18 protein-coding genes are annotated in these 22,291 nt (G+C 55.7%); 5 read left to right on the top strand and 13 right to left on the bottom strand.

The window, feature by feature from the left end:
- Window positions 1-162 (bottom strand): DUF2887 domain-containing protein (locus ACK4IR_RS10100; RefSeq protein ID WP_409874262.1); only part of this gene is annotated, 162 nt, incomplete at its 3' end.
- 120 nt (window positions 163-282) lie between these two features.
- On the opposite strand from ACK4IR_RS10100, the gene ACK4IR_RS10105 reads away from it, so the two are divergent.
- Window positions 283-603 (top strand): MgPME-cyclase complex family protein, encoded by a 321-nt coding sequence (locus ACK4IR_RS10105; protein WP_409874238.1) that lies wholly within the window; start codon window positions 283-285, stop codon window positions 601-603.
- Here the strand turns inward: ACK4IR_RS10105 and ACK4IR_RS10110 are convergent.
- On the bottom strand, window positions 600-4,091 hold the full coding sequence (locus ACK4IR_RS10110; RefSeq protein ID WP_409874239.1) for an AAA-like domain-containing protein: 3,492 nt from the start codon (window positions 4,089-4,091) through the stop codon (window positions 600-602). The two genes, ACK4IR_RS10105 and ACK4IR_RS10110, sit on opposite strands and share 4 nt — an antisense overlap.
- 9 nt (window positions 4,092-4,100) lie before the next feature.
- Complete coding sequence (locus ACK4IR_RS10115) at window positions 4,101-4,907, bottom strand: helix-turn-helix domain-containing protein (protein WP_409874240.1); 807 nt, start codon at window positions 4,905-4,907, stop codon at window positions 4,101-4,103.
- 140 nt (window positions 4,908-5,047) lie between these two features.
- Between ACK4IR_RS10115 and purC the strand changes: the two genes are divergently transcribed.
- A complete protein-coding gene (purC, locus tag ACK4IR_RS10120; RefSeq protein WP_409874241.1) occupies window positions 5,048-5,779 on the top strand; it encodes a phosphoribosylaminoimidazolesuccinocarboxamide synthase in 732 nt (243 codons plus the stop codon).
- Window positions 5,780-5,789: 10 nt separating this feature from the next.
- Entirely contained in the window at window positions 5,790-6,827 is a 1,038-nt protein-coding gene (locus ACK4IR_RS10125; protein ID WP_409874242.1) for a glucokinase, read from the top strand.
- Here the strand turns inward: ACK4IR_RS10125 and ACK4IR_RS10130 are convergent.
- Window positions 6,778-7,710 carry a DUF1517 domain-containing protein gene (locus ACK4IR_RS10130; RefSeq protein WP_409874243.1) on the bottom strand — a complete coding sequence of 311 codons (933 nt, stop codon included), beginning with the start codon at window positions 7,708-7,710 and terminating at the stop codon, window positions 6,778-6,780. The genes ACK4IR_RS10125 and ACK4IR_RS10130 overlap by 50 nt on opposite strands.
- Before the next feature lie 175 nt (window positions 7,711-7,885).
- Here ACK4IR_RS10130 and ACK4IR_RS10135 point away from each other — a divergent pair, with 175 nt between their 5' ends.
- The gene (locus ACK4IR_RS10135; RefSeq protein ID WP_409874244.1) at window positions 7,886-8,353 is read left to right on the top strand and encodes a DUF4079 domain-containing protein; all 468 of its coding nucleotides are present in this window, start codon (window positions 7,886-7,888) and stop codon (window positions 8,351-8,353) included.
- Window positions 8,354-8,620: 267 nt separating this feature from the next.
- Complete coding sequence (locus tag ACK4IR_RS10140; RefSeq protein ID WP_409874245.1) at window positions 8,621-9,691, top strand: ABC transporter ATP-binding protein; 1,071 nt, start codon at window positions 8,621-8,623, stop codon at window positions 9,689-9,691.
- On the opposite strand, the gene ACK4IR_RS10145 is transcribed toward ACK4IR_RS10140, so the two are convergent.
- The 9 genes from ACK4IR_RS10145 to ACK4IR_RS10185 all read right to left on the bottom strand — a co-directional run bounded on the left by ACK4IR_RS10145 (window position 9,688) and on the right by ACK4IR_RS10185 (window position 22,129).
- Complete coding sequence (locus ACK4IR_RS10145; protein WP_409874246.1) at window positions 9,688-11,931, bottom strand: transglycosylase domain-containing protein; 2,244 nt, start codon at window positions 11,929-11,931, stop codon at window positions 9,688-9,690. The genes ACK4IR_RS10140 and ACK4IR_RS10145 overlap by 4 nt on opposite strands.
- A gap of 54 nt (window positions 11,932-11,985) precedes the next feature.
- On the bottom strand, window positions 11,986-12,348 hold the full coding sequence (locus ACK4IR_RS10150) for a single-stranded DNA-binding protein (protein WP_409874247.1): 363 nt from the start codon (window positions 12,346-12,348) through the stop codon (window positions 11,986-11,988).
- 356 nt (window positions 12,349-12,704) lie between these two features.
- Window positions 12,705-12,971: a hypothetical protein gene (locus tag ACK4IR_RS10155; RefSeq protein WP_409874248.1), complete on the bottom strand. Its 267-nt coding sequence runs from the start codon at window positions 12,969-12,971 to the stop codon at window positions 12,705-12,707.
- 129 nt (window positions 12,972-13,100) lie between these two features.
- A complete protein-coding gene (locus tag ACK4IR_RS10160) occupies window positions 13,101-14,102 on the bottom strand; it encodes an ABC transporter permease (RefSeq protein WP_409874249.1) in 1,002 nt (333 codons plus the stop codon).
- Window positions 14,103-14,105: 3 nt separating this feature from the next.
- Window positions 14,106-14,399, bottom strand: a complete 294-nt coding sequence (locus ACK4IR_RS10165) for a DUF2103 domain-containing protein (protein WP_409874250.1) — start codon at window positions 14,397-14,399, stop codon at window positions 14,106-14,108.
- 2 nt (window positions 14,400-14,401) lie between these two features.
- Window positions 14,402-15,937: a hypothetical protein gene (locus ACK4IR_RS10170; protein WP_409874251.1), complete on the bottom strand. Its 1,536-nt coding sequence runs from the start codon at window positions 15,935-15,937 to the stop codon at window positions 14,402-14,404.
- A gap of 12 nt (window positions 15,938-15,949) precedes the next feature.
- Entirely contained in the window at window positions 15,950-17,086 is a 1,137-nt protein-coding gene (locus tag ACK4IR_RS10175; RefSeq protein WP_409874252.1) for a 5-(carboxyamino)imidazole ribonucleotide synthase, read from the bottom strand.
- Between the two features lie 59 nt (window positions 17,087-17,145).
- Complete coding sequence (locus ACK4IR_RS10180; RefSeq protein ID WP_409874253.1) at window positions 17,146-19,863, bottom strand: bifunctional acetate--CoA ligase family protein/GNAT family N-acetyltransferase; 2,718 nt, start codon at window positions 19,861-19,863, stop codon at window positions 17,146-17,148.
- A 79-nt stretch (window positions 19,864-19,942) separates the two neighbouring features.
- On the bottom strand, window positions 19,943-22,129 hold the full coding sequence (locus ACK4IR_RS10185; protein WP_409874254.1) for a glycogen debranching N-terminal domain-containing protein: 2,187 nt from the start codon (window positions 22,127-22,129) through the stop codon (window positions 19,943-19,945).
- Window positions 22,130-22,291: the final 162 nt, after the last annotated feature.

Genomic DNA, 22,291 nt, shown 5'->3' on the forward strand with positions numbered 1-22,291 from the left:
TGAGGAGTCAGGGGGTACAAAGACGCCATCAATGCGAAAGGCGGTTTCTTTGAGTTCAATGGAGTCAAAGCGATAGCCCTCAGCACTATCAATGCCAAGGAGGTCAAAGAAGGTGTGGGGCAACTGGGCAAAGAGTTGATAGAAGAGGGAGTCGCGACGCATGGGCTAGGTGGAGCGATCGCTCCAACCAGAAACTTCAGAAGTAGAGAGTTATGAAGGTAGAGGTTCCCCTATGGTAAGCTGATGACTGTATAGAATATGTTGTGGTTTTGATAGATCCCTATGGCAACGTACTATTACATTCTCGCAAGCAAAAAGTTTTTGACTCAGGAAGAACCCCTTGAGGAAGTGTTTCGCGAGCGACAACGTCACTATCGGGAGCAGGGTAAAGAGATTGATTTTTGGATGGTGCCAGAGCCTGCCTTTCTAGAGCAGTCCCAGTTTGCTGAACAAAAAGCGCGTTGTCCACAGCCTGCCGCAGCGATTATTTCCACTAATCAGCAATTTATCCAGTGGCTGAAACTACGCTTGGAGTACGTGCTGATGGGGCAATTCACTAGCGAGGAAGTTCCTAACCCCCTTGCTTCCCTCACCAGTGTCTAGGGGCAGGCCTCGACAACGGCGGAATGTTGTTGACGGTAGTCTTTGAGCCAGTCACAAGCGCTAGCTAACAATTGTTGTAGGTTAGCAAGTGGACTCACTAAAACTTCATCGTCTTCAGTACCGATCGCCAGATAGCGTTTCCCTTGGCCACTGACATCAACACTGTAGGGAATGGCGGAAATACGATCGATGAGCGTAACGAGCTGCCCTCGTTGATTCCAAACCCGCACACTGCGATCCGGCGAGGCGGTGGCAATTATTTCACCGTCGGGGCTAAGGCCAAGACTGACAATACTCCGCTGGTGAGCGCGAAACACCCGCGGAGGACGGGGGGCACGCTTGCCGTGAATGGCCCATAGATAGACCGAGCCGCTTTCGCCGCCTGCCGCCAAGAATTGGCCATTGGCACTGAACTTAATGCCGGCCAGCCACCCTTGGTTAGGATTCAAGCGATAGGCAAGGCGATCGCCCGCCAAATCCCAGACCTCAATGGTGCCGGCAGACCCCGTACTGGCCAGAAGGGGGAGGTGCGGATGAAAGCTGAGGCTCCAAATTTCCCCTTCGGTTTTGCGTTTTTGGATGTTCTGCGGGCGCTGGAGGTCAACAAGATAGATCCTGCCTTTCTCATCGCCTGCGGCCACGTACCGCCCTTGAGCATCCATGGCAACGGTGTAGAGGGGAGCTTTGCCGGCCAGTTGCCACGTCTGGCGAGAGTGATCCTCGAGGTTCCACAGAACCAGTTTTCCTCCTTTGGTGGCGATCGCCACCCGTTGGCCACTGGGACTAAAGAGCACTTGGTTGATCCCCTGGGGATCGAGGACGGGGGTTGTGGCTAGGAGGGTGCCATCCCGTCGCCAGTACTTGACACGACCATCTTTGCCCCCCGTCACCAATGTGGCAGCTTGGGGATCGAGGGCCACCGTCCAAATGCTCTCTTGAGCGGCAAACCACTCCTCTGTGCGCTGCTGATCAAGGTACCACAGCGTCATTTGCCCGCCGCGATCGCTGCTGAGGAGGACTGACCCCGTTGCGTTAAAGCTCACCGTATTGATCAGGCGTTCATGGCCGCGTAACTCGGCAATCAGTTCACCCGTTGGCTGCCAGAGGCGCAGCGTGTTATCGGTGCTCAGGGTCAATAGCCGATACCCCACCGGAGAGGTGCCGACGAAATAGACGGGGGCTGCACTGACACGCCACTGATTGAGTTGTTGGCCTTTGGCATTCCAGAGGCGGAGGGTACCATCTTGGCCGACCGTGGCCAGTTGACCATTCTTGAGATACGTCAAACTGGTTTGGGGAATAGGCAGATCCCCTTGGACTTGCCATGCTTGCAGCAGTTTCCCCTGCCGTGACCAGACCCGAATCCAACCCTCTTCATCGGCGGTGGCTAGGCGATCGCCCTTGAGGGCATAACTCAGGCTGGTGATCCGCCGGCTGGGGGTGGCCACGGTTGCCAGTAATGTTCCTTCAATACTCCAACGTAGGATATTGCCCGTGGTCGTGGTGGCAGCCAGCTCCTCCCCTGTGGGACTAAAGCGGAAGTTATTGAGGGGCAAGGCCGGCAAACGCCGCTCAAAGACCAGTTTTTGCGACCCGACACGCCACAGGGAAATTTCGCCCCTGTCGTTGAGCAGACCCACGCGATCGCCTCTAGGACTAATCCGCGCCAGCTTGACCTTGCCGATCTGCAAAGCTTGGGCAGCCAGTCGCTCGCCGCTCACTCGCCAAAACTCCACAAGGCCGCTTTCACTAATGCTGAGCTGCTGACCATCGGCACTCAAAAAGGCCGCCATCAGGGGGGGATGTTGGCTCTGCCATTGGTTGCGGGCTTGGATGCGATCCAAGAAAAAATTGAGGACAAAGAGGGGGCGGGTGGTGGGGTATTCCCTGAGGGGGCGATCGCCCACTAATCGCTTCAGGTCACGTCCTGCCTGAATTCCTGCTAAAAGAGCCGGCAGCTGTTGGCTTTGAAACTGCTCTAGGAGATCGTTACTGGTTTGCTCAAGGGCTAAACTGGCTTGCGTAGCCTGCAAATCCGCGTGGGTTTTGGCCAAAATCGCGGCTACCCCCAAAGAAATCACAGAAACAATCCCCAGCGCCATCAGTGCCCCTTGAGTCAAGCGATGGGCTTTGCGGCGAGCCGCCTCTAGAATTTGGTTGGCAGCACTAATGGCTTCTTTTTCTTTGCGCTCAAGAAGCAGGGTATCTTGAATCGCCTTTTGGTTGGCCTCTTGGCTAGCAGAAAGGTACTGGTAATCCAGATCACTGAGACTTTTACCGCTGGCCCAAAGCAACGCTTCCTCAAGAGCCTGTCCCCGCAGTAGTCGGGAGCTATCCTTGCCGCCGGAGCGTAACCATGCTTGAAATTCCTCACTGTAGGGGCGCAGTTGGGCTAACTGTTCCTCAACCCACCGAGCATCAAAGACCTGGGCATAAATGGGGTTAAAGACCTGTAATTTCCCTTCGCGCTGGCACACCAATCCCGTCAAGGCTAGGGCACGCTGCTCACTACTGCCATCGAGGGGAACGCCATCGGTTTCCAAGATGCGTTGATAGAGACCCAAGAGGCGACCACTGCGCTGCTCATCGGCCAGCAAGCGATTGCGAATAGTTTTCAGGTGTTCTGGTTCATCTTGTCGCTCCCAATCTTGGAGGATATGATCTTGGACAAACTGGGCTAATTGCCGCGAGAGCGTTGATGCCGCCATAAATGACCCCTGCTGTTGCAGGAGGCGACAGAGTTTTTGGGTCAAGAAAGGTTGACCGCCTGTCCAGTGGAGGATCTCTGCCAAGAGGTGATCGGGGTTATCGCTGAGATGGGCAATGCCCTTGAGCAGAGGGGTGGCTTCGGCAAGGGTAAATCCCTGTAAGTCAATGGCACGACCAATGTTAAAGGGGGTGCGCTGCTTGTCCTGAATGAGTTGATCGGGGGTGGCGACGCCAAAGAGGGCAAAGGTTAAGCGTTGATATTGCGGGTGATCTGCCCGTTCGTTGTAGCAAGCACGGATCCACGCAAAAAAGTCATCGGTGGCAAAGGGCAGACTCAATAGACTGTCAACTTCGTCAATGAAAATCACTAGAGGCTCACGGGTGTGGGCAAGCAGCACCGTTTCGACAAAGTCACTGAGGCGTTGAATCGGCGACACCAGCTGGCGATCGCGCCACCAAGAGCGCAGCGAGACCACCTCGGTTAACCGAAATCCCTGAATCAGGGCACCGACAAAGCTGGCGTACCACTGTTCGGACTGGATATTTTGGCTGCCGATTTTGGTAATGTCGAGGGCAGCACAGCGGTACCCCCTTGCCACCAGTTGCTGCATCACCTGCACGCGCAAACTGGATTTGCCCATTTGGCGGGAATTGAGGACATAGCAAAACTCACCGGCGGTGAGGGCAGCTAAAAGATCGGCATCCGCCTGGCGACGAACATATACTGCCGAGGTGGTGGGTAAGCTTCCCCCCACTTGATAGGTTGCTGCTGCATCCATCGAGGCAATCTAGTTGGAAACGGTACGCTCAGGTGCTGTTGACGTGGTTGTCTGCCCTGAGGTGGCCTGACTCACTAGAAATTCTTTTTCAGTGACTTCTCCCGGTTGACCCATGGGTTGGGGCGGGCTATTATTGACGCTTACCTTGACAGCCCCAGCATTGCCGGTACGCACAATCAGGCGTTCTTTGGCCTGCCAACTGCGCTCTGTGCCCGACTCCAAAATACCGGCATAGACCACTTGACCATCGGCTTCCACCTCTAGCCACGCGGCAGCGGCAAGGGACAATTTGACCTCAACCGTTTCAGGGGCAGTGGGTCTGGGTGTCGGTGTTGCTGCTGCGGCGGGTGTTGGTGTGGGACTGGGAGACACCGTAGGTGCTGCTGGGGTGGGTAAATCGGTAATGCTTTGGGCTTGGGGACGAAAGAGATAGGCCAATCCAGCCACTGCCGCTGCCACTAAGGCAAAGTACATTAAATACAAGTGAATCGGGCGCAATTGCCAACCCATGCCGCCCCTAGAGATACTAGAGTTATCGGGTCGCTTCACAGGCTCAGCCACTGTTGGAAAGTGGGCAGCCACACTTTTGCCATCTAGGCCAAGGGCATCGGCAAAGCGGCGAATAAATCCTTGGGTATAAACGGGTTCGGGCAACTCCTCAAGGTTGCCGTTTTCAATGGCCGCAAGGAGTGACTGGCGCACTAAAGTTTTGGCGGCCAACTCCTCAAGGCTCAGACCCAGTTCCAATCGCTTTTCGCGGAGGAAGGCACCAAGTTCTGCCAGTTTTTCTGCCTGTTGATCACTGAGGTGAGGCATCGCTCTCTATCTCCTGCCGTCAGTCTATGCCAATATGCCAAAGAGGGGTTTAGCTCTTGGGATTATCCTATAGCAAGCTACTGTGGATCGGGGGACTGCCTTTGCTAGGCTAGATCTGGCTTTTAGACGCACCTCTTTTTATGACTCAGTTTTCTCCCTTGTACGAAGGCAAGGCAAAGATTATTTACGCCACAGCGGATCCCGACATCCTGCTGGCGGAGTTTAAGGATGATGCGACCGCCTTTAATGCCCAGAAACGCGGCTCAATCCAAAACAAGGGAGTGATGAACTGTACGATCGCCAGCCATTTGTTTCAGTATTTGACAGCTCAGGGCCTCCCCAACCATTTTATTGCCCAAGTGGCGCCCAACAAAATGCACATTCGCCGAGTAGAGATCATTCCCTTAGAGGTGGTGGTGCGCAATCGGGCAGCCGGGAGTCTCTGTCGGCAGACGGGATTACCCCTCGGATTAGAACTCCATCCCCCCTTGGTGGAGTTTTACCTTAAAAATGATGATCTGGGTGATCCGCTGCTGACGGGCGATCGCCTGCGCCTGCTGAAGATTGCCACCGATGAGGAAGTGGCAAAGATTAGGGAAATGGCCTTGGCCGTCAATACCCATCTCAGTCGCTTTTTTGCCGAGTGTGGCATCATTCTGGTGGACTTTAAGCTGGAGTTTGGGCGCCGACCGACGGGGGAGATTCTTTTGGCCGATGAAATTAGCCCCGACAGTTGCCGCCTCTGGAATCAAGATGAACGTGATCCTCAGAAACGAATTCTCGATAAGGATCGTTTTCGCCAGGATTTGGGGGCGATCGAGGATGCCTATGCCCTGGTAATGCAGCGAGTGTTGGCCCACGGGGGGACTTAAGAGGCAGCCAATGACCGTTATTCTCGGCGCCGATGTTGGCGGCACCAAAACTCTCGTCGAGTTGTGGGACGTGGGGGGGAGGGATTGGCGTTTGCTCCACCGCGCTAACTACCTGAGTCGCGACTTTCCCGACTTGACCACCCTACTGCAAACGTTCCTCAAAGAGAGTCCTGACCATCCGCAGCGGGCTTGTTTGGGGATTCCGGGTCCGGTCATTGACCAAGTGGCCCAGGTCACCAATTTGGGCTGGCGGGTCAGTGGCGCCGAGTTAGAGACGGCGTTGCAGATCCCTAGCGTGACGCTGCTGAATGATTTTGCCGCCGTGGCCTATGGGGCATTGGTGTTACCGCCGACGGATTTTGTTGTCCTTCAGGAGCGGCCGCAGCGTCCCCAAGCGCCTATAGCCCTCTTGGGAGCGGGTACCGGCTTAGGCGAAGCCCTGTTGATTTGGCAGGGCGATCGCTACCAAGTGATGCCCCTTGAGGGGGGTCACACGGACTTTCCGGCGCGCAATGAACAGGAGATCGGTCTCCTGCGCTACCTGTGGCAGACCTACGAGCGCGTCTCCGTAGAGCGGGTGGTTTCCGGGGCGGGGCTGGTGGCAATTTACGACTACCTTAAGAGTGTCAATTTTGCCGGCGAATCAGCAGCCGTTGCAGCAGCGATGGCAGCAGCAGAGGATCGCGCCGCCGTGGTCAGTCAATATGGCCTAGAGGGAGATCCCCTCTGTGCAGAAGCCCTGCGGATGTTTGTGGATGCCTACGGGGCAGAGGCGGGGAATCTGGCCCTGAAAAGTTTGCCCTTGGGGGGCGTCCTGATTGCCGGGGGGATTGCCCCCAAAATCCTGCCGAAAATGACCGATGGCACGTTTCTGCAAGGGTTTCTCAACAAAGGACGGTTTCGCCCCCTGATGGAGCAGTTGTACGTTGCCGTGATTACCAATCCTGAGGTGGGATTGCGGGGCGCAGTACACTTGGCCGCTCAGGGGGTCGCGGGGCTTAAAGGTGCTTCAGTTGTGGATAGGCCATCAGCAACTCATCGGCAGTAAGGGTATCCCCGATCGCTTGGGGTTGCCAGAGCAACTCAACCGCCAGCAGGCGATCGCTGCCGATGGCTCCCAATTGTTGCAGAGCCTGCCGCAGTTCTAGGTCGTTATTGACTGCGGGTAGTTTTAACCGACCCGTGGCAGCCACCACCAAAGTTACAACAATGTATTCACCCACCTCATTGCTGACCACAGGGGCGATCGCCGTCTGTTTAATCTCACGGCGGTAGTTAGACAGGGTTTCAGCCCTCAGTTTGCTGCGCTCTGCCAGTACCAGTTGGTTAAAGGCAGTTTCTGCTTGCAGGAGCTTCGTTTCTTGGCTGCTGGCGTGGGCATACACCCAGTATTGGGGATGGCGCAGCAGAGCAAGGGTCGCCTCTTGCAGTACCTCACTCAGACCTTCGGCACTTTGGGTATCGGCGGTGAGCGCCAGTTGATTGAGTTCCTCTTGAAGTTCACGGGCTTGAGCCAGCAGTCCCACATGCAGTGTATGCAGCGAGACGGTGGGGTTGTCTTGGTAGATCTCTGAGTCATCGCTGCTATTGCGGACGTTGCGGAAAGTTGAGATCAGAACATTGGCCAAGACGCCGATCATAAGGATTGTGAACAGGCCGCCAAAGCCACCGGCAAACCCAAAGAAAGGAATCAGGAAGGGAAAGCCAAAACCACCGCCATAGACTGGAACCGGCTGGGCATAGCCGTAATCACTGCGGGGGCTACGATAAGAGCGGGTGGGCGCCGGACGACTAAAGGAGCCACCCCCAATCCGTCCACCACTGCGGGCTGCCCATGCGGCACCACTGTCCAGAACAAGATGGGCAATCAGTACCCCCACTGCCAGAATGGCTGTCACAGATTTGAGACGTTGCCAAAAAGTTTTCATCATAAATTGTGTTCCCAAGGATTGACACACCGAAGGAGATGTCCTGCTTTCAGTCTAACCTTTTGCCTGCGGAGGGTCAGAGGGGGAATGCCGATCAAGCGGCACCCCTATTTTAGAAAACCGCTGTATTAGGATATGAGAAGCAAACTTTTGCCTGCCGAGTTCTGTTCACAACACAATGATTGCAATTCCTGAGCCTCTTAAGCCCATCATCACCTTTGCCCACCCGGTACTGATGTGGGTTCTGTTTGCCCTTACGCTCTATGCGTTGTATTTAGGGATGCAAACCCGTCGCCTGCGCTCCCTTAGCGGCGAGGAAAAGAAAGCCCTACTCCAAGCCAAGGTGAATATCAAACACCACCAAGTCGGCGCCCTCCTACTGGCCTTGATGGTCTTGGGAGCAATTGGCGGCATGGCGGTTACCTACCTCAATAATGGCAAGCTCTTTGTCGGCCCTCACTTGATTGTGGGTCTAACGATGACAGCACTGATTGCCATCTCGGCAAGTTTGACACCTTTTATGCAAAAGGGCAGTGAGGCCGCCCGTGCCCTGCACATGACCTTGAATCTGTTTCTGGTGATCCTGTTTGGCTGGCAGGCGGTGACGGGTCTGCAAATTGTGCAGCGAATTCTCAATGCTAGCTAGGTGAGGGGGGCAGCCTAGAAAGCAACCGTAGCAATTGCAAAATTTCTGCAACAAGCGAGAACTTTTGTGCCAGAATATGAGGAGCACTGATTGCAGCCCTTTTCATGGGGAGGGGATATGCTTGACCCTTTGAAAGCGAGTGCAGTTCAGCATTTCGGCTCCTTTACCTGCCCCCCATTTCAACCAAGGGCTGTACTGCAAATGGTTCTTAATGCAGTAGGTGCTCCCTCGCTTTCCTGATTGCAAAGGTTCACTTTCTAGGTGATCATGACCACACCTTCCCTGATGCCAACGCTGCAAACAGCCGTTCAGGTTGAGCACTTACGTAAATCCTTTGGTCGCTTTGCTGCGATTTGCGATGTTAGCCTCTGTGTCCATGAGGGGGAAATTCTGGGGCTGTTAGGGCCTTCGGGTTGCGGCAAGACGACCCTACTGCGCCTAATTGCGGGTCTGGATAGACCAGATGCCGGAGAAATTAGGATAGGCGATCGCCCAGTGGCGGCGGCAAATGTCTTTGTGCCCCCTGAGCAGCGGTCTTTGGGCATGGTCTTTCAGGACTTTGCCCTGTTTCCCCATTTGAGGGTGGCCGAGAATGTTGCCTTTGGTTTGCAACAACAACGCCTGAGCAAAAGACAAATTCAAGAGCGAGTGGCAGCCGTTTTGGCCTTAGTGCATCTCGAGGGGTTGCAAAAGCGCTATCCCCATGAACTGTCAGGTGGACAGCAACAGCGGGTGGCCTTGGCGCGGGCGATCGCCCCGCAACCGGCGGTGATCCTCCTCGATGAACCCCTGAGCAATCTCGATGCCCAAGTGCGCTTGCAACTGCGGGAACAACTGCGCACAATTCTCAAGGGCACGGGGACAACGGCAATTTTTGTCACCCATGATCAAGAAGAGGCTCTGAGTCTCTCGGATCGCCTCGCGGTCATGTACCAAGGCAAGATTGAACAGGTGGGTACCCCCGAAGAAATCTATTGCCGGCCGGCCTCACGGTTTGTGGCCGGATTTATTACCCAAGCCAACTTTTTGCCGGCCTGCGCCGACGGGTCTCAGGTGCGCACCGATGTTGGCATCTTTCCCCTTTTAGAAGCGCTGCCTAGGGGAGAAGGGGAAGTGATGATTCGGGAAGAGGATCTCCAGTTGCAGCCCGATCCGCAGGGGACAAGCTGTTTTGTGATTCGCGATCGCCAGTTTCTCGGCCGTGAGTATCGCTACTGCATTCAACTGCCCTGCGGCAGAGAACTCCATGCCCGCCAACCCCTCGCCGTGGATATTCCTGTCGGTACGGCCGTGAAGGTGGCAGCCGAGGCGGTGCGCTTTTTCCCCAAAGAAGACTAATTTAGAGCCTCTAGGGCACGCCCCATATACTCACCCCAGAGGGCGGCAGCCAAACCACTACTGCCTTGGGTCGGGCTATTGTCATCATTGCCCAGCCAAATGCCGGTGAGCACATCGGCAGTGGGCACATAACCGATAAACCACAGATCACGACCATCATTGGTGGTGCCGGTTTTGCCGGCAACCGAACGGCCAATGGCAGCGGCGCGACCGGTTCCCCGACTCACAACGCCAGTTAGAAGTTGGGTCATTTCATTGGCGATCGCGGGGTCGAGAACCCGTTGGGGTATTTCCTCACTCGCAGCATAGATGAGGCGACAGGTCTGCCAGTCGTTTGCATTTTTACAATCGCCGCCGTCGCGTACCGCAAGAATGGCATGGGGGAGCAGGCGCTTCCCCTCATTGGCGAGCACAGCAAAGGCACCACTCATTTCAAGAAGAGTGACCTCACTCTGACCAAGGACAAGGCCGGGCACCGCTTGCAGAGGGGTGGTAATTCCCATCCTCCTTGCCAATTGAATCGTGGCCGGTAAGCCCACGGTTTGTGCGAGGCGTAAAGCAATGGGGTTTTCAGAAAGGGCCAAGGCCGTGGCCAGATCCATTGCCCCACCCCCCCCACGGCAGCCCGCGAATTGTTGCCCTTGCCAGAAGACTGGTTCACAGGAAAAGGTTTCCCCGGCCGTATGGCCTTGCAAGAGGGCTTCGGTATAGACAAACACCTTGAAGGTCGAACCCGGTTGGCGCAGGGCAAGGGTGGCACGATTAAACTGGCTTTTTTGGTAATCCACCCCTCCTACAAGAGCCAGAATCAAACCGCTGCTGGGCTGAAGGGTAATCAATGCCCCTTGACTCACACCATAGCTGCTGGCGGTGGTGGTTACGAAATTGCGCAGACTCGATTCGGCCAGTTCTTGCCAGCGGGGGTCTAGGCCGGTTTCCACAATCAGGTTCCCCTCTTGGGCAAGGTTTTCACCGAGGAGTTGAGCCAGTTCCTGATAGACATGATCCGTGTAGTAGGGAAAGCGCTGGGAGGTGAGCAATTCCCGTGCCTTGGGGCTAATTTCAATGCGGGAGCGGCGGGCGCGATCGCCCTCTTCCTTGCTGATGTAGCCCTGCTGCACCATGCGCAAAATGACACGGTTGCGATAATCCACGGCCGCATCGTAGTCGCGCACCGGGTTAAAGCGGTTGGGCGCCGGCAGAATCCCCACCAGTGTGGCCGCTTCGTTGAGGGTCAAGTCTTTGGCGGGTTTATCGAAGTAGAACTGAGCTGCATCTTCAAAGCCGCGATTGCCTAGACCCAAATAGACGCGGTTGAGGTAGGCCAAAAGCAGCTCCTCTTTGCTGTAGAAACATTCCAACTTGAGGGCTACTGCCATTTCTCGCCACTTGCGGCCGAGGCTCTCATCCATGCCCACATGGGAACGAAAGAGGGTGCGTGCTAACTGCTGCGATAGGGTACTTGCCCCCTCTCGTGTTTGGCGGGTGAACAAATTGGTGAGGGCTGCCCGCACCATGCCAAGGGGGTCAACACCGAAGTGCCAGTGATAGCGAGCATCTTCTGAGGCAATCACGCCATGGACAAGATAGGGGGAAAAGTCAGCCAGACGCTTTAGTTCGCGGTGGGGGCGATCTTCGACAGGATTAATCAACTCCCCTTGGCGATCGAGGAGAAGAATGGGGCCTTGCTCAAGGGGGGGCAAGGGACGCACCGCCACTTTGTTGGCTTCTAGGGTCAGCAATCCTATTCCAAGGGCACTGAGGCCGATGACTCCCCAAATGCCGTAGGTGAGAACCTGAACCCAAAGGGGGGGCGGATTGTGGAAGCGAAGGGTAACGGCGCCTTTGACCTCCGGAGGACCAAGGGTAATGACATCGCCATGATGCAGCTCACCGCTCTGTAGGCGCTGCCGTTGGCGATAGAGGCCGTTGGTGGAGTCTAGGTCTTGGATTTGAAAGACACCGGTGGGGGTGAGCCGTTTCAGGCGGGCATGGATACCACTGACAATCTCCGCGTCAATAACAATGTCGGCACGACTCTGACTCCGACCCACAATGTAGCGATCGCCCACCAAGGGAAAGACTTGGCGTTGACCTTTGAATTCTACCCAGAGTTCAGGCGTGCGGGCATTTTCCCTGAGGGCAACCTGTTGCCAATCAAAGCGGGAGTGTACCTTCTGTACCGCTTGGGTGACGGTCTGGGTCATGGACTGCCAAAACTCTCGGGCCGGATTGGGCATGGCAGCAGCTATAGGGACAACCTTACGGAACGCACCCGTAACCTGATTGTGCCCCTACATTTCTGGCACATAGCCTGCCGGAACCGCACTCGGATCCGTATCCCGCTTGGAACTGAGAATATCCATGCGCTCCACTAAAATAATCGGCGACGAGCGATCGGCTCCCGTGTTGCGGTCTTGCCAGCGATCGAACTTCAAACTGCCCTTGATTCCCAAAAGCGTTCCTTTGCGCACATAGTCGGCAGCCACCTGAGCCGTTTTGCCCCAAATTTCTAAGTTAAACCAATCGGGCTGATCCTCCTTGGTCAGGCGATTCACTGCCAACGTCAACCGGCACTTCACACTCCCCGACTCAAAGTAGCGCACCTCTGGATCACTGCCGACACGACCCACTAAATGAACCACATTGAGACTCATGACCCACTGCCCTAGATTGCTCCTTTGTTCATTGTATATCGTTTGATTCTACTTCCTCGAATTCCTCGAAGTAAGAGCGAGGATCAATATGACCCCTCCTTGGGTGGATTGCTCCTCCCTGTTCTTACTGCTAGGGCAGAGCTTGTGGCTAATTTGACGCGGGTTTTGCGCGATCGCCAACCTAGCAACCTCGATTACTTAAAAAAATAAAAATTAAAATTAAGGTGGCCTGCTGTTGTAGCCACCCTGTTACAAAAAACTGATCTAGGGAGGTTATGTGATAAAAGCTATTATGCCTCTCCCTGACTCACTAACTAGCAAGTCTTTTTGGTATCTTTTCTTGAAGACTCTACGCTTTAGTTGTTTTGAGCTGCTTCAAGTCCTTTGTAGATACCGTAACCCACTAGGGCAGCTAGTGCCAACACCCCTACAGTCGGCAGAGTAACAACAGTTGTGGCAGTTGTTGTGAAGCCTAACCATCCGGCAATTCCAGAAGCAGGCACTGTAGAACTTACAACCGCCACTGGAATGGACTCTCCTACCAGAGTAGTTGCAATTCCAGCTGCACTAGCTAAAGCAGCTTTTGCTACTTTAGTATCTAAAGATTCATTAGTTTTGTTCATATTTAAGTTACCTCATATGCAAGGTAATAGCTTAAGGATATCCTGCGCCCTTATAGATTGTCAAGGTTACAGTGACTTAGTTTCCATAAATTTTTGTATTTTATTTTTTATGTAAGCTATATATCTTTATCAATGCTGAATACGCGGATCAGCCCATTTCAGGAGTAAATCCGCCAGCAGATTGCCAACAATCAGCATCACTGCCCCCATCATCAAGCTGGCCATCACAACATAGATATCTTGGGCAGTCACCGCCTGTAAAATGAGCCGCCCCAGTCCTGGCCAGTTAAAGAAAAACTCGGCAATAAAAGCGCCGCTGAGGAGGCTGGCAAATTCAAAGCCCAACAGGGTAATTAAGGGGTTCACTGCATTGCGCAGGGCATGGACATAAATCACCCGTGATTCCGGCAGTCCCTTGGCTCGTGCCGTCTGGATATAGTTTTGCCGCAGCACATCCAGTAAATTGCCCCGCATCAGGCGTTGTAAACCTGCAAAACTGGTAAGAGTGAGGGCGACAGTGGGTAAAATCAGGTGCCAGCCAATATCCAAGACTTTGCCCCACCACGGCAGCTCCTCGTAAAAGAGACTGGTCATGCCGCCGACGGGAAACAAGGGGGTACTTTGGGCAAGAAAGAGGAGCAACAGGGCAGTAATAAAACTGGGGAACCCTTGGCCAATGTAGCTCACCACCCGCAGCAGGCGATCGCTCCACCGATCTTGGGTCACCGCTGCCCAAATTCCCAAGGGGATGGCTAATCCCCATGTGAGGAGAATTGAACTCAAAGACAGCAGGAGAGTAGCCGGTACTCGCTCCCATAATAGGGATGCCACCGATCGCTGATAGACAAAACTGGTGCCGAAGTTGCCATAGCGAATGATCTGCCATAGCCAGTGAAAGTATTGCTCAACGGGAGACTTATCCAGACCGAATTGCCGCTCCAACTCCTGCAAGCGTTCCAAGGAAATCTGCGGATCCGCCTTGAGGTTGTCAAGATAGTTCCCCGGCGCCAACTGCATAATGGCAAAACTCAACGCCGAGGCCAATAGCAGCGTGATCAGGGCTTCCCCCAAGCGCCGTAAAATCAGGCGGCTTGTGTCATTCCCAAGACGTTGGCCAATGGACTCAAGCATGGATTACTTCGCCGCCAGTACGGCATCAATGGCCGCTTTCAATTCGGCTTCACTGAGGTGGGTGATGACAAAAACTTCCTGCACAGTTTTGCCGCGCCGTGCAATCACCTTAAACCCCCCCTTAATGGGGACGGAGACCCGCAGTTGCAAATGAGGAGACTTGCCTTTAACAGGGGAAATGACGCCGGGTGTGAGGGTACCAATCCCGGGCACCTTGGCCAATTTTTGCAAGACGGGAATCAAACCTTCAATGTGGGTAGAGTGATTGAGGACAACCCGACCAGTTTCTGCTGTCATTTCTAAGGTAACCACCGTGCTTGCAAGCCGGGTGCCAGGAGTTCTGGCCTCCCAACAATGATTTTATCTTGGTTTAATTCTAGGGGGAAAAGCCAAATTTGATGCTGTTGGGGGGGCAGTTGAGGCGGCAGCGACGGTGATGCTTGGGGAGCAGTGGGCAGTTCTGCTAGATCACTGGGGCTTGGGGTGATCGGTGCAGTTTCACTATAGAGATCGTTATTATCCACTTCATCGGGAATTTCGCGCCCCTCAACGTAGTCAACGGCCAGCGTCCGGCCATCGGGTGCCAAGCTGAGATAGAGTTCCTGCTGCGGGTCAAAATCCTTGAGCTTGAACAGTTCCTTGGTTTTGAGATTAAAGAGCGCAAGGTAGGGAACTTCACGGTAATGGCCTTCCCCTTCAATGCGAGTAAGGATGGCATAGAGAAATTCCCCCTTGGGGTCAAATTGACCGGCAATGATTGAGCCGTTGATGGTTAACAGTTCCCTATGCTCGCCAAAGATGTCCACGACATAGAGCGATCGCGAGAAGTCAGGATTGAACTTGACTGCGGCCACTTGCCGCCCATCGCGGCTAAAATCCAGCACCATGCCATACTGTGGCAAAAAGTCAAAGTCGCTCTTGCCGTTGGCAGCTTCTAGGGGGACAATTGCCAACCCCTGCCCTTGGGCAATGATTAAATGCTGATTGTCAGGAGCAATGCGGAACTCACCGGCCGCCGCTTGGTTGAGCCGACGGGGTTGAAACTGTGCATCGAGGAGCCACAGGGAACTGTCTGCCGGTTGGAGCCGATTCACCCGCTGCACAACGATTTTGCTGCCGTCATTGGCCAACTGAAAGCGCAGATTTTGGTACTCGCTGTTGTCAAGGATTAGGGAAATTTCCCCCGCAGGGCGCGGTTGCCGGCGGGGCGCATCAGGAGCGTTAAAGTATAGGCCGGTGGTGACGGTGTACAGTTGGGGGTCAAAGCCCAGTTGCTCGCCCCGCTCTCCCGCACTAAAGAGGATGCGATCGCCGGCCGGATAGGGCTGAAAGTCAAAAACCCGTAGATTGGGAGGTGTCAGAAAAGTTTTTTGCTGCAATGTCAGGTTATAGAGAATCAGTCGCCCCTCTTCAGCCCCAGAGCCAAGATACACCAGCACGCGATCGCGACTGCGAAACTGCCCCTGAAAGGGTTTCATCGGCTTCCCTTGAGGCACAGAGACGGCATCTGCGAGGGAGACTTTGAAGGTTCGGCCATAGGGAATCGGCTGGGTGAGCGTGTAGGCAAAACGCCGCCCCGACCAACTGGCCTTGCCCTCAAGGGGTGGCTCAATCTTGAGATGCTCCATCACCGAGGACCAATCCATCAGCCGATTAAAGGCGAGGATAAAGGCGCGATCCTCGACCCCCACATCGCGGTCTTGCCACGTAAAGTCGCGTACTTGGGCTTGGGTGCGATCGCCCCGCCACAACAGCAGAAGGGTGAAGACCACCGCTATCAAGAACACACTTACAGCCGCGCGATCGAGGGGCTGAGGAAAGGAGTGAGGACGCATCGGCAGGAACGGTCACACAGCAACAGGAGTACCATACCAGAGGGCTTCAATGTGCTGGATCATCGGTAGGGCGGCCTGCGGTTCTGGCAAGAGCACCGTGACATGACCCAGCTTGCGACCCGCGTAGGTTTGACGTTTGCCATACCAGTGCAGGTTCGCGCCGGGGAGAGCCGCCAAGGCCTCACATTTGGCTCTGTAGTCCACCCCCGCTTCGGCCAAGCCCAAGAGATTCACCATGACCGCTGCCGGCACCTGCATGGCGGGATTGCCCAACGGTTGGCCGCTAATGGCGCCCAGGTGCTGCTGAAACTGACTGGTGACACAGGCATCAATGGTGTAGTGGCCGGAATTGTGGACGCGGGGGGCAATTTCGTTCACCAGTACCTCACCCTTGGCCGTGAGGAAAAACTCAATGCCAAAAACACCCACAGCATCAAGAGCCGTTAGGATTTGGCGGGCCGTCTGCTGCACTTGCTCCCCCACGAGGGGGTCAAGGGGGGCAGGTGCTATTACGCGGCGACAGATGGCGGCCACCTGCTGGGTTTCCACGACCGGGTAAAGGGCTATCTCCCCTTGGGGCGATCGCGCTGCCATGATTGCCAATTCTTTGACATAGGGGACAAAGGCTTCCACCAAAAACTTTTGGGGCGGGATTTCTGGCCAGCGTTGTTGAAACTGCCGCCATGCCTGCTCATCGGAGATGACAAATGTGCCCTGGCCGTCATAGCCGTGGCGACAGGCCTTAATCACACAGGGAAAAGTGAAGGGGCGATCGCCCAAATAGGCAAAGTCCGGCACGGGAATCCCCAGCTGCTGTAAAAAGCACCGCTGCCGGTACTTATCCAACAGAGGCGCCAAGGAGGCAAGACGGGGATAAAAACAAACCCCCTGCCGTTCAAGGCGCTGCAATCCCTCGAGATCCACAAACTCATTCTCAAAGGTAATTACCTCAACCCGCTCAGCCAGTTGCGCTGTTGTTGCGCCATCGGCGATCGCCCCATAGCAGACCCCCTCTGCAACCGCCACCGCCGGATCCGTTGCCGCCGGGGTTTGAACCCACAGCGAGAGTCCCATTTCCCTGGCTGCCAGTCCCAACATCCAGGCCAACTGACCGCCCCCAATCACCCCAATGGTGGTTACCTTGTTCACACTGCCTGCAATAGACTCAACGGAACCTATTGTCCTATATCAATGCTCCTTGCGGTTCCCTAAAGGGCAAGCTGCACAAACCAAACAGCGGGATCCTCCCCCGCTGCAAACTCAAAGTTTAACTTGCGGCAAATACGAATCATCCCTTCATTGTCCTTGAGGACGTAGGCGTGGATGGCACTTAGCCCCTCATCGCGGCCAATTTGAATCAGACGGTGGAGCAATTCGGTGCCGAGGCCTTGCCGCTGCCAGCGATCGCTAATTAACATCGAAAACTCGGCGGTATTGCCAAAGTGATCCTTACTGAGGCGAGCCGCACCGATAATTTCCGGTTCCCCGCCATTCCGACGCTCCACCACCAGCGCCATCTCGCGATCGTAGTCCACAAAACAGATGCGCACCAAGCGCTCATGGGCAACCCGCTGCGACAGCTTCATCAGGTGGAAGTAGCGCAAATAGACACTCTGCTCGGAGAGGGTGGCATGGTACTGCCGCATCAGAGGTTCATCCTCTGGGCAAATCGGTCGAATCAACACCGGCGTGCCGTCGCGCAACTGCCACGGACTCACGTATTGGCTGGGATAGGGGCGAATGGCCGGCTTGACAAACGTACTTTCGTCCTTGTGGAGCACAATGCGGGCATCCAAAGCCAGCAGGCGATCGGGGGGCGCCAGCAGGAGGGGGTTGATGTCAATTTCTTTGATCCAGGGCTGATCCACCACCAGCAAGCTAAAGCGCACGAGTAAATCTTCCAGCAGGGCAAGGTTTGCCGCTGGCCAGCCCCGCACCCCGCCAAAGGCACGGGAGATTTTGGTTTTTTGAATCAGGCGGCGGGCCAAGGTGGTGTTTAAGGGGGGAAGCGCGATCGCCGTGTCTTCGAGGACTTCCACCAACTGGCCGCCCGTGCCAAAGAGAATCACCGGCCCAAATTGGGCATCGGTGGAACTGCCCAAAATTAGCTCAAACCCCTTCCAGGGGATCAGCGGCTGCACCGTGACACCGGCAAAATGACCCGCCCCGGCAGCATTTGTCACATTTTTCTCAATCTGTTGGTAAGCCGTGATTACCGCAGCCGCATCGGGAAGATTGAGGGCAACACCCCCGACATCGCTTTTGTGGGTAATGGTTGGCGAATAGAGCTTGAGTACCACTGGGTACCCTAGGCGATCGGCGGCCGCCACCGCCTCAGCTTCACTGCGGGCAATGCAGGTCTCCACCACCGGTAGGCCGTAGGCAGCAAGAACCGCCTTGGCTTCCCACTCGGTCAATAGGGTACGCCCTTCACTGCGCACTTGGGCAAACAGTTGACTTACCGAATCCCGATCGGGGGGGGCGGTGGTTAAAGGCAGGGAGGGGGTTTCATAGAGCGCCTGCAGGTGATCGCTATAGCGCCACATGTAACTAAAGATGCGGGCAGCGGTATCCGCATAGGCATAGGTGGGAATGCCCGCTTGGTTGAGAATTGCTTCTCCTCCTTTAACACTTGTGCCTCCCATCCAACTGGCCAGAATTGGCTTGGCACCAGCGGGACGGTTTTTGGCGTAGGCGGCCAGATCGTGGGCGATCGCCAGCGGGTCTGTCATTGCTTGGGGAGTGAGAATCACCAGTAGCCCATCACTGTTGGCATCGGTTTCGCAGTGGTGCAGTGCCTTGAGGTAGCGATCGGCGGTTGCATCCCCCAAAATATCCACGGGGTTGCCGTGGCTCCAGGCCGGGGGGAGCACCTGATCCAGTGCCCGGAGGGTAGCCGGGGAAAGGGAACTCAGTTTGCCGCCCGCGCGAATCAGCGCATCGGTGGCCAAGACGCCGGGGCCGCCGGCATTGGTGAGAATTGTCAGATGGGGGCCTTGGGGGCGCGATTGCTTGTCTAGAACCTCTGCCATGTCAAATAAATCTTCAATCGTTTCCACCCGCAGCACCCCACAGCGTTCCAAGGCTGCATCCACCACAGCATCGGATCCCATCAACGCTCCCGTATGGGAAGCGGCGGCCTGAGCAGCGGCGGCAGTGCGTCCTGCTTTGATGACAATGATGGGCTTGACATAGGCTACTTCCCGCGCAGCCGAGAGGAAGGATCGGGCATCCCCTAGGGATTCCATATAGATGACAATGCAGCGGGTTTGCGGGTCATCGCCGAGGTAGTAAATGAGGTCGCCCCAGCCCACATCCAGCATGGTGCCCATGGAAACAAAGGCACTAAAGCCCACGTTCTCCTGCAGGCTCCAATCTAAAATTGCCGTACACAGGGCGCCACTTTGACTGAGAAATCCCACGTGCCCTGATCGCGCCATCGTCGCGGCAAAGGTGGCATTCAACCCTGTGGGCGGACACATCACCCCCAGACAATTGGGGCCAATAAGGCGCATCCGCGCCTGACGGGCAAGGGCTAAAATCTCTTCCTCTAGGGCAAGACCCGCTGCCCCCACTTCCCGAAATCCGGCCGAGACGATGATTGCCCCTTTCACCCCCGCGGCGGCGCACTCGGCAATGACTTGGGGAACCGTTGCTGCCGGCGTTGCAATCACCGCTAGATCAATGGGTTCAGGAATGGCGGTCACACTGGCATAGGCCTTGATCCCCAAGACCGAACTGCGGCGCGGGTTGACCGGGAACACCGTCCCGCCAAAGGGGGTTTGGATCAGATTCCACAAAAGGGTTCGACCCACACTGCCTTCTCTTTCGGTGGCCCCAATGACGGCAACACTTTTAGGGGCAAAGAGGGGACGCAGGGGCTGGTGGCCGGCACGCCAGATGTCGTAAGCCGTCGTTCGGATCATCCTGTTGCCCTCGTAACAGCAAGGTGGGAAAGAAACCACCCCTAGTTTAGCGAGGGCAAGCTGCCTCGGTTACGTTTTGTTACGCAGGCTGCACTTCCCAGTCACAGCTCCTTTCGCCGCTGCGGCACAGCCGCAGATGAAAGCGACTGTCGCCAACCCGCAGATTGCGGATCTGCAGCTCCTCAATACTGGGGGGCAATAGGGGCTGATACACCAAGAACTTGCCCTGCGGAACATCCACCAGCGGCCACACCATGATTTGAATAAACTGGAAGAGACTGCCCGTGGCCCACGCTTGGGGAGAGCAGGCTACCGGATATTGCACCGGTTGGGGATAGTGCTGGCGATCGAAGCCACAGAAGAGTTCTGGTGGGCGCAGATCCGGTTGGCGACACACCATCTCAAAGAGGGTCTCCACCAAGGTCAGGGCAAAGTCACTGTCGTCAATGGTTCGCAGTCCCAAGGCAATGAGGCCGGTATCGTGGGGCCAAACCGACCCTAGGTGATAGCCAATGGGATTGTAGGCAGGGGAGGTACTGCTGAGGGTGCGAATGCCCCAACCGTTGAAGAGATCCGGCAGCCGCAGGCGTTGGCCTACCCGCTGCGCTTTCTCAGGGTCGCAAATGCCCGTCATCAAACACTGGCCGGTATTGGAGGTGAGGCTATCCACCGGGCGACCGTCCCCATCGAGGGCAAGGGCATAGAAGCCTTCCGGTTCTAGCCAAAAGTCACGGTTGAAGCGGTGTTTGAGGGCGGCGGCCTCCGCTTGCCAGCGATCGCCCCACTCGCCATAGCCTAAGTCGCGGGCAATGGCACTCAGGTGGGTTTTGGCGGCATAGACATAGCCTTGGACTTCGCAGAGGGCAATCGGACCATGGGCCAGTTGACCCCGACGGTTGACAATACAATTTCCGGAATCTTTCCAGCCTTGGTTGTCAATGCCTTTTTTGGCTTGGCGATTGTAGGTGAGGTAGCCGCTGGCAGCCATTTGCCGATCAATCCACTCCATGGCCGCCAGGGCATGGGGCCACAAGGTTTCCACGGTGGCGCGATCGCCCGTCCAACGGTAGTAGTCTCCATAGAGCATCAGCCACAGCGGCGTGGCATCCACCGTACCGTAGTAGGGCGTATGGGGAATTTCGCGGTTGCGGGCCATCTCCCCAAAGCGCAGCTCATGGAGAATTTTCCCCGGTTGCTCATCCCGCTCAGGACACACCTCTTTGCCTTGGTAATGGGCAAGGGTATAGAGGGTATCGCGGGCGATCGCCGGATTGAGGATTAGCGTTTGCATTGCCGAAATAATCGAGTCGCGACCAAAGAGGGTAGCAAACCAGGGAATGCCGGCGGTCAAAACCTTGCCGTGACCAAAGGACTGCAACAGCATATAGAGATCCGCCATGCCCCGCCGCAGGATGCGATTCCACTGCGGGTTGGAGGTGACAATTTCTGTGCAGTCTGACCACCACTGTTGCCGTTCCTGTTGCGCCGCTTGATCGGCAGCCGCTAGGGAGGAAGGGACAGGCACGTGCGCTGTGGGCGCCCCATTGGTAAAAGGACGGACACAGTAGTGAATGCTGTGGTAGCCTTGGGGTTCCAGCTTGAGGTGCCATGTGGCGCTGTTCTCGTGAAGCTGGTTGGGAGGAGTGCCCAAAAACTGCACTTGGGTCTCCATCAGGGCACCATCGAGGCCTTGGTAGGCAAAGCAGAGATCGGCGCGTCCCTTGGTGTGGCGCAATTCACAACTGACGGGTCGCAAAGCCTGCCCCCGCTGGGGACGACGACCACCGTATTGACGAATTTCAAATAAATCCTGAAAGTCTGCCCCAAAGGTGAGGTGAATCTCCACCTCCACCGGCTGCACTTGGTGGTTGGTAATCAGAATCGTCTCAAAGAGGGCACCGCGCACCACAAGGCAGCGTTCGATGGCCAAGGCTTCCGCCGGCAGCTCAGGTTGCTTGGGATTGGTGCACACCACCTTCAGGGCATGACTCCCTGTACAGTGAAAACTGAGCAGCACGGGGCGATCGCCCCCCACCCGCAGCTCCACTTGACTGAGAAAGCGAGTATCGTGGCAAAATAGACCCGTAATTGCCGTCTGTTGCTCGTCATTGCAAACATTGCCCAGCTCATCACAGATGAGCAACACATCATCGTCCTTCAGGACGGGAACCGTTTTGGGGTGGGTTTGAATCTTGGTAGCCGGCGGCGGCGGGGCGACAATGGGAATGTAATCGCGCCCGTACAGGGAAACGACATCGGTCTGCATAGGTGCGGCAGCGGTCTTAGGGAGGGGTAATTTTGGCTAATTTGCTAGATCTTCCCGCAGGATCGGGGCGATCGCAATAGGTAGATATGCAGAAAGTTAGGCGCCGGCTAACCGTTTCCGCTCTGAAAGACTTACATACAAATCTATCCAGTCAAGTCAAAT

Origin of the sequence: Thermosynechococcus sp. (assembly GCF_046299635.1) — a bacterium.
In the GTDB taxonomy this organism is placed as follows: Bacteria; Cyanobacteriota; Cyanobacteriia; order Thermosynechococcales; family Thermosynechococcaceae; genus Thermosynechococcus.

Excerpts from the sequence above, each read along its gene's own strand:
- ACK4IR_RS10140 (WP_409874245.1), top strand. The coding sequence starts at position 8,621 with ATGACCACACCTTCCCTGATGCCAACGCTGCAAACAGCCGTTCAGGTT.
- ACK4IR_RS10135 (WP_409874244.1), top strand. The coding sequence starts at position 7,886 with ATGATTGCAATTCCTGAGCCTCTTAAGCCCATCATCACCTTTGCCCAC.
- ACK4IR_RS10170 (WP_409874251.1), bottom strand. The coding sequence starts at position 15,937 with ATGCGTCCTCACTCCTTTCCTCAGCCCCTCGATCGCGCGGCTGTAAGT.
- ACK4IR_RS10145 (WP_409874246.1), bottom strand. The coding sequence starts at position 11,931 with ATGCCCAATCCGGCCCGAGAGTTTTGGCAGTCCATGACCCAGACCGTC.
- ACK4IR_RS10125 (WP_409874242.1), top strand. The coding sequence starts at position 5,790 with ATGACCGTTATTCTCGGCGCCGATGTTGGCGGCACCAAAACTCTCGTC.
- ACK4IR_RS10165 (WP_409874250.1), bottom strand. The coding sequence starts at position 14,399 with ATGACAGCAGAAACTGGTCGGGTTGTCCTCAATCACTCTACCCACATT.
- ACK4IR_RS10155 (WP_409874248.1), bottom strand. The coding sequence starts at position 12,971 with ATGAACAAAACTAATGAATCTTTAGATACTAAAGTAGCAAAAGCTGCT.
- ACK4IR_RS10180 (WP_409874253.1), bottom strand. The coding sequence starts at position 19,863 with ATGATCCGAACGACGGCTTACGACATCTGGCGTGCCGGCCACCAGCCC.
- ACK4IR_RS10160 (WP_409874249.1), bottom strand. The coding sequence starts at position 14,102 with ATGCTTGAGTCCATTGGCCAACGTCTTGGGAATGACACAAGCCGCCTG.
- purC (WP_409874241.1), top strand. The coding sequence starts at position 5,048 with ATGACTCAGTTTTCTCCCTTGTACGAAGGCAAGGCAAAGATTATTTAC.
- ACK4IR_RS10130 (WP_409874243.1), bottom strand. The coding sequence starts at position 7,710 with ATGATGAAAACTTTTTGGCAACGTCTCAAATCTGTGACAGCCATTCTG.
- ACK4IR_RS10110 (WP_409874239.1), bottom strand. The coding sequence starts at position 4,091 with ATGGATGCAGCAGCAACCTATCAAGTGGGGGGAAGCTTACCCACCACC.
- ACK4IR_RS10105 (WP_409874238.1), top strand. The coding sequence starts at position 283 with ATGGCAACGTACTATTACATTCTCGCAAGCAAAAAGTTTTTGACTCAG.
- ACK4IR_RS10150 (WP_409874247.1), bottom strand. The coding sequence starts at position 12,348 with ATGAGTCTCAATGTGGTTCATTTAGTGGGTCGTGTCGGCAGTGATCCA.
- ACK4IR_RS10185 (WP_409874254.1), bottom strand. The coding sequence starts at position 22,129 with ATGCAGACCGATGTCGTTTCCCTGTACGGGCGCGATTACATTCCCATT.
- ACK4IR_RS10115 (WP_409874240.1), bottom strand. The coding sequence starts at position 4,907 with ATGCCTCACCTCAGTGATCAACAGGCAGAAAAACTGGCAGAACTTGGT.